Here is a 12,383-nt window from a genome sequence, read left to right as displayed (position 1 = left end):
CTATCGGGGCACCCGTGCCCTGTCGGTGCGCACGACAGGCGGGTCGGGCAGAGGCACCTCGACGGCGTCGGGGCGGTCGGCGAGGTACTGGCGCACGACGGCCTCGAAGTCGCGGTCGGGTTCGAGGCCGAGCGCGTGGGCGCGGGCGTTGTCGAAGTGGGCCGGCCAGGACCCGACGATGGCCTCGACGCCGGGGTCGGGGCCGAAGGTGACGAGGTCGGCCACGGCGTCGCCGGCCACCCGACGCAGTGTGGCGAGCATCTGCTCGACGGTCACCGTGAGCGCCGGCAGGTTGACCGGCAGCCGTCCCTCGAGCTTCCCCGGTCCGGTGCCGCGTTCTGCCTCGGCCACGGTGAGGATGCCCTCGACCGTGGCACGGGGGGAGGCAAGCGCCACGGCGAGCCCGGGTGAGACGGGGACGACCGACGGGATGCCGGCGAGCGGCTCGCGCACCATGCCCGAGAGGAAGCCCGAGGCGGCCGCGTTCGGTTTGCCGGGTCGCACGGCGACGGTCATCAGCCGAGTGACCCGGCCGTCGATGAAGCCCTTGCGCGTGTAGTCGGCGATGAGCTGCTCGCACACGTACTTCTGCGCGCCGTAGCTCGACTGCGGCGTGGGCAGGGTCGCCTCGGTGACGGGCGAGGGGAGCGGGAGGGCGGCATCCGAGCCGTAGACGGCGACACTGCTAGAGAAGACGACGACGGGGACCGGGCCCCCGGCCTCGCCCTGGCGGCGGGCGGCGGCCAGCAGCGCGGACGTGGTCTCGAGGTTGGCGCGCATGCCGAGGTCGAAGTCGGCCTCCGCCTCTGCCGACACTGCCGAGGCGAGATGGATGACGGCGTCGACCGGCTCGGCGAACACGTCGTCGAGCGAGTCGAGCAGGTCGCCCTCGACGACGCGGACGCGTCCGTCGACCGTCAGGGGCAGGTCATCGCGCACGAAGCGGTCGGCGAGCACCAGCTCGGTCAACGACGCCCCGCCGAAGGCTCCGCGGCGCAGCACCTCGGCTGCGAGCTGCGCACCGACGAAGCCGAAGCCGCCGGTGATGACCACCCTCATGCCGACGCCCCCTGCCAGGCGGCGAGCCAGCCGAGACCCTGGCTGGTGCCTCCTCTGGGTCGGTACTCGCAGCCGATCCACCCGTCGTGGCAAACGTCGTCGACGACGCGGAAGAGGTGGGCCACGTCGAGCTCTCCGGCGTCGGGCTCGTGGCGGTCGGGCACGCCGGCCACCTGCAGGTGCCCGACCCGGCCCGTGGGCAGGTCGCGCCGGAGCGTGGTCGTCAGGTCCCCCTCGGTGATCTGGCAGTGGTACAGGTCGAGCTGGACCTTGAGGTTCGGCTCGCCGACACGCTGCACGAGCTCGTGGGCCTCGCCCTGACGGGAGATGAGGTAGCCCGGCATGTCGCGCTGGTTGATCGGCTCGACGAGCACGTCGACCCCGGCCTGGGCGGCGTGTGCGGCCGCCCAGGCTAGGTTCGTCTCGTAGACGTGCCAGCGGTGCCGGCGGTCGACGGCATCCGTGCCCGGCGGGACGAGCCCCGCCATCACGTGAACGCGCGGGCAGCCGAGCGCTGCCGCGTACTCGAGCGCGCTGGCGAAACCGGCTCGGAACTCGGCCTCGCGGCCGGGGAGCGAGGCGATCCCTCGCTCCCCGGCGGCCCAGTCACCCGGGGGAGCGTTGAAGAGCACCTGCTCGAGCCCGTTCTCGTCGAGACGCCGGCGCAGCTCGGCTGCGGAGTGCTCGTACGGGAAGAGGTACTCGACCCCGGTGAAGCCGTCAGCTGCTGCGGCGGCGAACCGGTCGAGGAAGTCGTGCTCGACGTACATCATCGACAGGTTGGCGGCGAATCTGGGCACTGCTGCTCCTTCGTGCGGAGGCGGTCGTCGGTGGGGCGCGACGTCAGCGGTTGACGAGGCTCTTGCGGGTGGTGAGCACGGCCGCGGCGCCGATGGCGAGCACGACAGCGAGGACATACATCGGCAGGTGGATGGAGCCGGTGGAGTCCTTGATCGAGCCGATCATGTAGGGGCTGACGAAGCCGGCCAGGTTGCCCACCGAGTTGATGACGGCGATGCCCGCGGCGGCGGCCGCGCCGCCGAGGAACGACGTCGGCAGCGACCAGAACAGCGGGGCGCACGTCAGCACTCCGGCGGCGGCCACGGACAGGGCGACGAGGGACAGGATGGTCGAGCCGCTCCACAGCGCGGTGAAGCAGAAGCCGACCGTGCCCAGGAGGGCCGGGATGACCAGGTGCCAGCGACGTTCGCGCCGCTTGTCGGCCGACCAGCCGAACGCGTTCATGGCGACGAGCGCGACGACGTACGGGATGGCGCTCAGCACGCCGATCGTCAGGGCGTTGTCGATGCCCGTCGACTTGACGAACGTCGGCATCCAGAACGTCAGGGCGTACTGGCCCATGACGAAGCAGAAGTAGATGCCGCACATGAGCCAGACCTTGGGGTCCTTGAAGGCCGCCCACACCGGTCCGTGGTTCTCCTTGTGGGCGCTGTCCTCGCGGATGGCGCGCTCGACGACCTGCTTCTCCGACTCGTCGAGCCAGGTCGCGCTGCGGACGCTGTTGTCGAGGTAGAAGAGCGTGACGACGCCGATGACGAGCGCGGGGACCGCCTCGAGGACGAACATCCACTGCCAGCCCTCGAGTCCGCTGACGCCGTCGAACGTGTTCATGATCCAGCCCGACAGCGGGTTGCCGAAGATGCCGGCGACCGGGATGGCCGACATGAACAGGGCGATCACCTTCGCGCGGCGCTGCGACGGGAACCAGTAGGTGCAGTAGAGGATGACGCCGGGGTAGAAGCCGGCCTCGGCGACGCCCAGCAGGAAGCGCAGGAGGTAGAACGTGGCCTCGTTGTTGACGAACATGAAGGCACCGGACACCAGGCCCCACGTGATCATGATGCGGGCGATCCAGATCTTCGCGCCGACCTTCTGCAGCAGGACGTTCGAGGGCACCTCGAAGATGAAGTAGCCGATGAAGAAGAGGCCGGCGCCGAGGCCGAAGGCAGCCTCGCTGAAGCCGAGGTCCGACGACATCTGCAGCTTGGCGAAGCCCACGTTGACGCGGTCCAGGTAGGACACGACGTAGCAGAGCATGAGGAACGGGACGATCCGAAGGATGACCTTGCGGAACACCGCGTTCTCGCGTTGCTGGTCGACGGCGGGTAGGGGAGGGGAGACGGACGTGGACATTGCGACCTCCTTGTCGCTCAGGATGCCTGAGGTGTGGGGACGAGCTGTGCTGGGTGCTGCAGGCGGTGCGGGGTGTGCTCGTGGTGCGGAAGATCTTGCGGGTCGAGACGGTCGGTCGGAGTGGTCACCACGGGGCGCCGAAGGTGTCCCTCAGCTCACGGATGGCGTGGGGCGGGAGCGGCTCCGGCCGTCGGTCGGTGAGGAGCCACAGCCGCGCGGTCTCCTCGAGCTCCTCGAGCACGGCCATGGCGGCGTCGGGGGTCGGGCCCCAGACGACGGGCCCGAGGCGCTCGAGCATGACGGCGCGGATCGGGGCCCCCCGCTCAGCGGCATCCGCGATCGCCCGCTCGACGAGGTCGACGACCGTGGGGTGCCCCGGGCGGTGGTAGGGGATGAGCGGCACGTGGCCGACCTTCATGACGTAGTACGGCGTGAGCGGGGGCAGGATGTCGCCCGGCTGGTAGACCCCCGAGAGGGTCAGCGCCACGAGGTGCGTCGAGTGCGTGTGGATGACGAACCCGGCCTCGGCCGAGCCGGCATAGATGCGCCGGTGCAGGGCGAGGGTCTTGCTCGCTCGGTCGCCCGAGCGCTGCCGTCCGTCGGGTGCGACGACGGAGATCCGGTCGGCCTCGAGGAAGCCGAGGGTAGCGTCGGTCGGCGTGATGAGCACGTCCTCGCCGGCGCGGGTGCTGAGGTTGCCGGCGCTCGCGTGCACGTAGCCGCGGCTGTGCAGGCTCCGGCCCACCCGCACGATCTCGGTGCGGGCCGTGGCCACGACGTCGACGCTCTCGGTGCGCCTGCTTGTCGCCGTGGCGGTCTCGTCGACGGCGTGGCTGGTCATGCCTTGCTCCTGTCGAGGGCGGCCAAGGCCTTGGTGAAGAAGTCGGGGGTGCCGAAGTTGCCCGACTTGAGCGTGACGTGAAGCGTGTCGCCGCCGGGCAGAGGCGCCGCGCACCAGGGCACGCCGGGGTCAATCTGCTCGCCGATACGCAGCCGGTCGACGCCGAGCGCCTGCACCACCGCGCCGGAGGTCTCTCCACCCGCGACGACGAGCTGGCGGACGCCGCGCTGCACGAGCCCACGGGCGATGCCGGCGAGGGTCTGCTCGACCAGCTCGCCGGCCTCGGCTGCGCCGAGGCGGCCCTGCACCGAGCGGACGGCCTCCGGTTGTTCGGTGGAGTAGACGAGCACCGGCCCGGAATCGAGGTGCGCGTCGGCGTAGTCGAGAGCCGCGCCGACGACATCCTCACCGGCCGCGATGCGCAGCGGGTCGACGGTGTAGGCGGGGAGCCCGCGGCCGAGATAGTCGACGACCTGGCCGTTCGTCGCGACCGACACCGACCCCGAGACCACGGCCTGTCGGCCCGTGGCCGGGGGCAGCAGCGCGGCCCCGTCCGAGGGCGCGATGCCCCAGTTGGCCGGCAGGCCGATGGCGACGCCCGAACCGGCTGTCACGAGCGGCATGCCAGCGAGGGCCGGCCCGAGCCGCAGGAGGTCGTCGTTGCTGACGGCGTCGACGACGGCGATGCGAACGCCGGCGGAGCGCAGCTGCTCGATGCGGCCTCGAACCGGGTCGGGCCCGTCGGCGACGACCCGGTGGTCGATGAGGCCTACTTGGGAGGAGCACTGTGCCGCAAGGACGTTCACGAGGTTGGAGTCGGTCATCGGGGTGAGCGGATGGTGCCGCATGCCGCTGTGCTCGAGCAGCATCTCACCGACGAAGAGGTGGCCCTTGAACACGGTGCGGCCGTTGTCCGGGAACGCCGGCGTCGCGACGGTGAAGTCAGTACCGAGCGCCGTCATGAGGGCCTCGGTGACGGGCCCGATGTTGCCGGCCGGCGTGGAGTCGAACGTCGAGCAGTACTTGAAGTAGATCTGCTCGGCCCCGGCCGTGCGGAGCCAGTCGAGGGCCTGGAGTGACAGCGCGACCGCCTCGGCGGCAGGCACCGTGCGCGACTTGAGCGCGATGACGACGGCGTCGGCGTCGGCGATGTCGGCCGCTGACCCGTCGGGGGTGCCGATGGTCTGCACCACCCGCATGCCTGCGCGCACGAGGTTGTTCGCGAGGTCGGTGGCGCCCGTGAAGTCGTCGGCGATGCAGCCGAGTCGGACCGCCATGTCAGGCCCCCAGCCCGTCGACGGCGTCGGCGTCCACGGCGGGCGTCGGCAGCTCGATTCCGGGGAAGATCTTGATGACGGCGCTGTCGTCCTCGCGGCCCAGGCCCGCGGCCGATGCCTGGAGGAACATCTGGTGCGCGGTGGCAGCGAGCGGTAGCGGCGAGCGGGTGGGCCCGGCGGCGTCGAGCACGAGGCCGAGGTCCTTGACGAAGATGTCGACGGCCGAGAGGGGCGTGTAGTCACCGGCGAGTACGTGCGCCATCCGGTTCTCGAACATCCAGGAGTTGCCCGCGCTGTGCGTGATGACCTCGTAGAGGTCCTCGGGGGCGACGCCCGCCTTGATGCCGAGCGCCATGGCCTCCGCTGCCGCGGCGATGTGGACGCCCGCGAGCAGCTGGTTGACGATCTTGACCTTCGACCCGTTGCCCGCGCGGTCACCGAGCCGGTAGACGGTCGTGCTCATGGCGTCGAGCACCGGCCCGGCCACGTCGTACGCCGCAGGGGAACCGGACGTCATCATGGTCAGCTCGCCGGCGGCCGACCTGACGGCGCCGCCGGAGATGGGAGCGTCGAGGTAGAGGACGCCGCGCTCGGCGAGGCGCTCCTCGAGCGCCACCGACCAGCTCGGGTCGACCGTCGAGCACATGACGAAGACGGAACCCTGGGGCAGGTGGTCGGCGGCGCCGTCCGTGCCGAAGAGCACGTCCTCGACCTGGGCCGCGTTGACGACGACGCTGACGAGCACGTCGACGCTGGCCGCGAGCTCGGCGGGGGAGGAGTGGGCCGTGCCGCCGTCTCGGGCGAACGCCCGGGCGGCCTCGGGGCGCACGTCGAAGACCCCAACGGGATACCCCGCGCGTCGCACCGATGCCGCCATGCCGGAGCCCATGGCCCCGAGCCCGATGACCCCGACCCGGGTCTGCGTCGTCCTCGTCGCATCGTGCATGTCGCGCGCTCCGTCTCCATCGACTTCGGTCTCTGATTGCTCAGGTTATTGGGTCATAGTATGACCTGATGAATAGCGTGGCGCACTGTGATCTACATCACATCGCCGCGCGACAACCTGTTCGTGAGCGTGTGACGCGAGCTCGGCGGGCACCGATTGAAGGGACAGAAGAGGCGCCGATCCGAACCCCCGAGCGGATCGGCGCCTCTTTCATGTGCGGACGGCCGCATGCACCCCGCCGTGGCTGGATGGTTGCGGCGATCAGCCCTTCGAGCCCGCAGGACTCCCGCCACGGCTCCGTTGCCGGTGGGCTGCGTCAATGAGCGACACGATGTCGGCACCCGGAGTGACGGTGGTGTCGGGTCAGGCGACGAGGGTGGGACCGTTGGATTTCCCGGACATGTCGCTCGTCAGCATTCGGTCGCCGAAGTCGGGGCGGACCGGCGTGTAGTCCCCTGACAGGAGCGGCGAGGAGATCATGAGGTCCGCGCTCGCCACGTTGCACGCGACGGCCGTGTTCCAGACGGCGGCCACGCGCAGCAGCGCCTTGACGTCCGGGTCGTGCGGCTGTGGCTCCAGCGGGTCCCAGAAGAAGACGAGCAGGTCGATCGTGCCCTCGGCGATGCGTGCACCGATCTGCTGGTCGCCGCCCACGGGTCCGCTGAGCAGCCGCGTCACCGGCAGGCCGAGCTCGTACTGCAGGAGCGTTCCGGTCGTGCCCGTGGCGAAGAGCCTGTGCTGGGCGAGCGTCTCACTGTTGAATGCGGCCCAGCGGAGCAGCTCGGGCTTCTTGTTGTCGTGGGCGACGAGGGCGATCCCTCGCTCGGTCGTGTCCATGGTGCTGCCCTTCGGATGGGGGCCTGGTGACCCCACCGTGCCCGACGGACGTGTCGGGCCGGTTGCGCCGGCGTGAGCCCCACGTTGCGGTGCCTCGGGTGCCCGGTGGGTGCACAGGGCAGGCGTGGTGGGCGAGTGCCACGGCTAGGGTCGGGCCATGAGCGACGTGACGATCCTGCACAACCAGAGCTGCTCCACCTCCCGTGCCGCCATGGAGCGCATCGGCGAGGCGAAGGTGACCGCGGACGTCGTGGACTACCTGCGCCACCCGCTCGACGCAGCCCAGCTCGAGGACCTGCTCGACAAGCTCGAGGACGCCCCGACCGACCTGGTCCGGCGGGACGCCCACTTCCGCGAGGTAGGCCTGACCGACGCGGACGTCGAGACGCGCGAGCAGGTCGTCGCGGTCCTGACGCAGCATCCCCGGCTCATGCAGCGCCCGGTGGTCGTGAGGGGCGACCGCGCGATCATCGGACGACCCAAGGAGCGGGTCGTCGCCTTCCTCGCGCCGTGACCCGCTGCGGGCGCCTCACGCCTCCGGCGGTAGGCGGACGCCGAACCCGGCAGCCGCGAGCCGCAGCAGCACCTGCCCCGGCGCCAGCAGGTCGGCGATCCGTGCGGCGCTGAGCACCTCGAGCTCGGCGAGCCGGACGGCATACGGCTCCGGGCCCGCAAGGCGGGCGCGCTGGAGCTCGATCGTGTTGTGCCACACCTTGTTGCGCGCCTCGCGCAGGAAACGCGCGGAGGCGCGGTGGTTGAGTGGGGTGAGCAGGCGGTCGACCGTGCTCCTCGCCGACTGCGCAGCCAGCTCGTCGTCCTCGGCTGCGACCCTGCCGGCCAGCACCGCGTCGATGCGCTCGTGGTCGCGCCGCCGCTTCTCGACCACCCTCGGATCGGCGAACTCGGCGTCACTGATGACGGCGAGCAGGGCCTGGGGCAGGTCGTAGTTGATGTGCGCGTTGATCCCGAGGAGCACCTGGCGCAGGGCCGGCAGGTCCGGCGGGGCGGCGAACGCGAGCCGCCAGGGACGGGATGCCGGCCGCGTCGGATCGGCGACGAGATCTGCGTCCAGGGCATCGAGGTAGAGGTCCGCGAAGACGACGTCCCAGGCCTCGACCCACGCGGGGTCCTCGAAGGCGGCGCCCTCGATGGCGTCCGACACGGCGCGGGTGGTGCGCAGGTAGGTGGCGAGGAACGTACGCCGCGCCGCCAGGTGCGGGGGCATGGCGTCGAGAAGCGACGTCATCCGGTCGACGACGTCGGAGATCGTCCGTCCGTGCACGCCCTCGGTCATCGTCGCAATCTCCTCACCGCCACGCTGCTCGGCTCCTATTCTGGGGCGGGAGTCGCACGGCGTCAGTCGAATCCGGCCGTCCCGATGCGAGGCGCCTGGTCGAGGAGGCCGGATGGGAGCACGGACGCACGGGCCACGGTCCTTCGACGCGGTCGAGGTGGGGCACCGCGAGACTGAGGCCTGGGCGGCCTACTACCGGCACGAATGGGTGGACTTCCTGCGGGCCTCGGTGGGCATGGTGGCTGCCGGCTTCGGCATGCGTCGGCGCGACACCCTGCGCGGGGCCTGGCTCGTCCTGCGAGCGAACCAGGCATGGGCGCCCTACCCCGAGAACGACCCGGTCCGGTCCCGCGAGCTGATGCGACGCTTCTACTCGCTCGTCGCGAGGGAGGGCTCGCTCGCTCTCGATCCCGCGCGCGCCGCCGCGCTCGAGGTCGAGTGGTGGCGCGTGCACCGCGAGCACCAGCACGACGGTGACGTCACGACCGACGACCTCGTCGGCGCGCTCGTCGACCTCTACGCGTACGTCTACACGGCCGGCCCAGAGGACGTTCGCCCGGCGGCGGCGTGGCGCGTCGAGGCGATGGACCTGTCGGACCGGTGGGTGCGCAACGGCTGCGATCGCTACGACCCCCTCCTCGCCGCCGAGCGCCGGGCCCTCGTGGCGTCGTACGCGGCGCTCCTCGACGCCGTCGGCAGCCGCCCGTCCGTGTGATCCTGCTCCCGGCAGGCCGCGGGTGCCTCTAACGTCGCGGCACCCTCAGCGGATGCTGCGTGTAGAAGAGGCGCCGCCCGGACCCGATCGGGTGGCGCCTCTCCCTTGTCAGCTCTCGTGTCGGCGGCCGGGTCGCCTCACTGCAGCAGGTGACTCATGACGGCACCCATCAGTGCGGTGCGCTTGGCCGAGGTCGTCACCCCCTCCAGCCCGAAGCCGAGGATCACGGTGTCTGGAGTCGTGACCGAGTTGCCGACCTTGAACCCGCTGGCGTCGGTGCGCACCCACGTGTTGGCGTTGCCGGCACTGCCGGCGGGAGCGGGCCCGGCGACCCAACCTCCGAGCCCCGTCTCGAACGACTCCGTCGTCCCGTTCGGGTAGGTGACGTCGTCGACGAAGGCGCCGACGCCCTGCACGGCCCAGTCGCTGGCGTACGCGATCGAGATCTCGACGGTCCTGCCCTGCCACGCTGACAGGTCGACGTTCCACTGCACCCAGCCACCCGAGCTGCCCGACGCGGCGTTCCACGACCCCGTCGTGCCGGTGGAGGTGCAGGTGTCGTCCGCGGGAGCGGGGTTGTCGACGAACGTCTGGTAGTGCGCCAGGTGCGGGTGCAGGTCCTGCCACCCCTCGGGGCAGCTGTCGCCGGTCGCGGTCGTCGTGTGACCGTTGCGGTCGGGCAGCGTCGTCCAGTCGTCGCCGCCCGGCGTGCGGGCCTCGACGAACACGTGGTCCCAAGCCTGCTCGGTGTCGTACGACGACCAGAACGAGAGGGAGCCTCCGCCTGCGGGCACCGCGACTTGCCGAGTCAGCCGCTTGTACGTGACGTCCGCGATCTGCGAGTAGACGTACTGCGTGCCGGTGTGCGGCTCGAAGGGCCCGCCGGGCTTCACCCAGCGTGACGACGGCCAGCTCTCGAACTGCGGGAAGTCCGACAGCGGCAGGATGCCGCTCGTCGCGAGGAACGAGGCGGTGATGTCCTGGTTCTTCGCGCTCTGGCCGCCGTTGAGGCCCCACGTGAGGCCGGTGAGGGGCGTGTCGATGCCGACCGAGTCGAAGGCCCGGCCGCGCTCGTCGAGGCCGTCCTCGGACACCATGAGGTAGGCGCCGAACGAGTACTGCAGCACGTCGTTCGTCCCGTCGCCGGAGCCTGAGAGGAAAAGGCAGCGACGTGGATCGACGTTCGGCGCAGGGGCCGTGTCGCACTGGATCTCGCCCTGCGGGTCGTAGAGCTGCTCGGTGATGCTGCTGGCGTACTGCTGGCCGGCGAAGTCGCCGGCATACAGCACCGTGCCGCCCTCGTTGAGGTAGGCGCGCAGCTCGAGCAGCTCGTCCAGCGCCAGACGGTCGGCGTTCCCGGGACCCCACCCGGCGCGCCGCGTGATGACGTCGTCACCGGTCTCCATCACGACGCTGTCGTAGTGGCTCAGCACGCCCAGCGCGTCGGGTGCCGTACGGCCACGGGCGTCGATGTCGTAGAGATCCGAGGCGATGCCGTTGGCCGTGAGCGCCGCGGTGTAGTAGCTCGCGTAGTGCGGACCGCTGGTGCTCTGCACCGGCGATGCGCCGGTGTAGTCCTCGGCCGCCACGACGAGCACGCGGTCGCTGCTCTCGGAGACGGCGCGGTACGTGAACGACGGGCTCACCTCGCCGCCGCCCTCGAACCAGACCTGGACCGAGTCGCCGGGACTCGTGCCCTTCACCTGTCCGCGCATCTGGTGGTAGTACACCGACGCCGGCGTGTACGTCTCGCCCCCGGCCCATTCCGCGGTGGTGGCCGACTTCACCGGGCCGCCGTTGATGCGGTACTTCACGGTCACGGCCCCGAGGCTTCGCTTGGCGTTGACGGCAACGGGTTGGGGATCTCCGTAGGAGTAGGCGAAGCTCAGCTGCGTGCCAGGGATGCCGCGCTTGTACGGGTCGGCGCTGTCGACGTAGAAGGGCTCGGTGTCGAGCCCGACGACGGACACCGGGTCGTCCGGGTCGAGAGCCGATCGCGCCACGGAGTCGGCGAACGGCAGGTTGCGGAGGAACTCCTTCTGCACGAGCGCCTCGTCATCGGGGAAGACGAACCCGCAGCCCGCGCAGCCCTCCGAGAGCTCCGGCGTCCACGCCAGGGCGTCGGTCACGGCGTGCGCGTAGTCCGTCGTCTCGCCGTTCGTGACGTAGAGGACGTCGGAGCTGAGTCCGGGGTGGAAGTCCTCGATCGCCGGCTTGTCGAGGTTGCCGGACATGGCGTAGTAGATCGGGTCGTCCGCGGTCGGGGTGGCGATCTGCCAGCCCTCGGCGTAGAGCAGCCACTGGCCGGCGGAGTGCCAGTTGACCTGGAAGGCGAAACCGATCCGGTCGAGCAGCCCCTTGAGCGCCGCCGTCTCGGGCTCGGACACCGGGCCGGTGCCGCGGTAGGTCTCGCTCGACGTGATGTCGGACGAGCCCTCGTTGTCGTAGCCCCAGTGGTTCGGCCAGTTGCGGTTCGGGTCGACACCGTCGCCGACGGTGATCTGGCCGTCACCGTTGTTGTCCCGCAACGTCTTCCGCCACAGGCGCTCGTGGTCGAACGTGTACTGGTAGCCGTCGGGGTTGGCGACGAGGACGAACCACAGCTCGGTGGTCTGGAGCAGGGCCTTGACCCCGGGGTCGTTGGCCCTCCACTTGTCGAGGTACCACTTCATGAGTCGGCGGTTGACCTCGGTCGAGATCCACTCGCGGGCGTGCTGCGTCGAGCTGTAGAGCACGGCGGGCCGGCTGCCGTCTGCCACGCCGGGCGCGCCCTGGGTGAGCTTGAGGGCGAGGATCTCGCGGCCCTGCACGGTCTTGCCGATCGTGACGAGCTTGGCGACCGACGGGTTCGCGGCTGCCGCGGCATACAGCTGCGCGCGGATGCCGCCCGGCTCGTCGTAGGACCGCCACACGGTGAAGCCGTTGGCGGCCTGCTCGGCAGCGAACTCGCGGACGGTCTTGCCGCCCTTGACCTTCGTGAGCTGGGGGTTGATGCCGAGCTTGCGGAGCTGGTCGGCCTGCCCGGGTGTGAGGTAGAGGCTGACGGTGCCGGTGGAGCGCCCCTGCTCGCTGAGGTCGTGGCCGAGACGGGCGAGCTGCGAGCGCTGCTCGGGGGTCACGGTCGCCGAGTAGGCGTCGATGTGGCCTCGGTCCACGGACCCCGCGTTCGGCGCGGCCTGGGACGGAACTGCCACGAGGAGAGCCGCGACGACTGCCGCCGCGGCGACGGCGATGGTGAGCGCGCGTGGAGGTCTCATGGA

11 protein-coding genes are annotated in these 12,383 nt (G+C 70.8%); 2 read left to right on the top strand and 9 right to left on the bottom strand.

Features of this window, described 5'->3' with window-relative positions:
- The 7 genes from denD to H9I49_RS11135 form a co-directional block, all read right to left on the bottom strand.
- Window positions 1-1,059 (bottom strand): D-erythronate dehydrogenase, encoded by a 1,059-nt coding sequence (denD, locus tag H9I49_RS11165; RefSeq protein WP_188030388.1) that lies wholly within the window; start codon window positions 1,057-1,059, stop codon window positions 1-3.
- On the bottom strand, window positions 1,056-1,859 hold the full coding sequence (gene otnI, locus H9I49_RS11160; RefSeq protein WP_188030387.1) for a 2-oxo-tetronate isomerase: 804 nt from the start codon (window positions 1,857-1,859) through the stop codon (window positions 1,056-1,058). The genes denD and otnI overlap by 4 nt, the downstream gene beginning before the upstream one ends.
- Before the next feature lie 43 nt (window positions 1,860-1,902).
- On the bottom strand, window positions 1,903-3,213 hold the full coding sequence (locus H9I49_RS11155; RefSeq protein WP_188030386.1) for an MFS transporter: 1,311 nt from the start codon (window positions 3,211-3,213) through the stop codon (window positions 1,903-1,905).
- A gap of 124 nt (window positions 3,214-3,337) precedes the next feature.
- Entirely contained in the window at window positions 3,338-4,054 is a 717-nt protein-coding gene (locus H9I49_RS11150; RefSeq protein ID WP_188030385.1) for an aldolase, read from the bottom strand.
- Entirely contained in the window at window positions 4,051-5,331 is a 1,281-nt protein-coding gene (gene otnK / locus H9I49_RS11145) for a 3-oxo-tetronate kinase (RefSeq protein ID WP_188030384.1), read from the bottom strand. The genes H9I49_RS11150 and otnK overlap by 4 nt, the downstream gene beginning before the upstream one ends.
- 1 nt (window position 5,332) lies before the next feature.
- Window positions 5,333-6,277, bottom strand: a complete 945-nt coding sequence (gene ltnD, locus H9I49_RS11140; protein ID WP_188030383.1) for an L-threonate dehydrogenase — start codon at window positions 6,275-6,277, stop codon at window positions 5,333-5,335.
- 363 nt (window positions 6,278-6,640) lie between these two features.
- Complete coding sequence (locus H9I49_RS11135) at window positions 6,641-7,114, bottom strand: methylglyoxal synthase (protein ID WP_188030382.1); 474 nt, start codon at window positions 7,112-7,114, stop codon at window positions 6,641-6,643.
- A 157-nt stretch (window positions 7,115-7,271) separates the two neighbouring features.
- Here H9I49_RS11135 and H9I49_RS11130 point away from each other — a divergent pair, with 157 nt between their 5' ends.
- Window positions 7,272-7,628 (top strand): ArsC/Spx/MgsR family protein, encoded by a 357-nt coding sequence (locus tag H9I49_RS11130; protein WP_188030381.1) that lies wholly within the window; start codon window positions 7,272-7,274, stop codon window positions 7,626-7,628.
- A 15-nt stretch (window positions 7,629-7,643) separates the two neighbouring features.
- Here H9I49_RS11130 and H9I49_RS11125 read toward each other — a convergent pair whose 3' ends face one another.
- The gene (locus tag H9I49_RS11125) at window positions 7,644-8,408 is read right to left on the bottom strand and encodes a DUF5995 family protein (RefSeq protein ID WP_188030380.1); all 765 of its coding nucleotides are present in this window, start codon (window positions 8,406-8,408) and stop codon (window positions 7,644-7,646) included.
- A gap of 112 nt (window positions 8,409-8,520) precedes the next feature.
- Between H9I49_RS11125 and H9I49_RS11120 the strand changes: the two genes are divergently transcribed.
- A complete protein-coding gene (locus H9I49_RS11120; protein ID WP_188030379.1) occupies window positions 8,521-9,123 on the top strand; it encodes a hypothetical protein in 603 nt (200 codons plus the stop codon).
- A 137-nt stretch (window positions 9,124-9,260) separates the two neighbouring features.
- Here H9I49_RS11120 and H9I49_RS11115 read toward each other — a convergent pair whose 3' ends face one another.
- Window positions 9,261-12,380, bottom strand: a complete 3,120-nt coding sequence (locus H9I49_RS11115; protein ID WP_188030378.1) for a M14 family metallopeptidase — start codon at window positions 12,378-12,380, stop codon at window positions 9,261-9,263.
- Window positions 12,381-12,383: the final 3 nt, after the last annotated feature.

Source organism: Terrabacter sp. MAHUQ-38 (assembly GCF_014518425.1).
GTDB lineage: Bacteria > Actinomycetota > Actinomycetes > Actinomycetales > Dermatophilaceae > Terrabacter.
The sequence above is the reverse complement of the archived record's forward strand: the minus strand, read 5'-3'. Positions and strand labels throughout refer to the sequence as shown.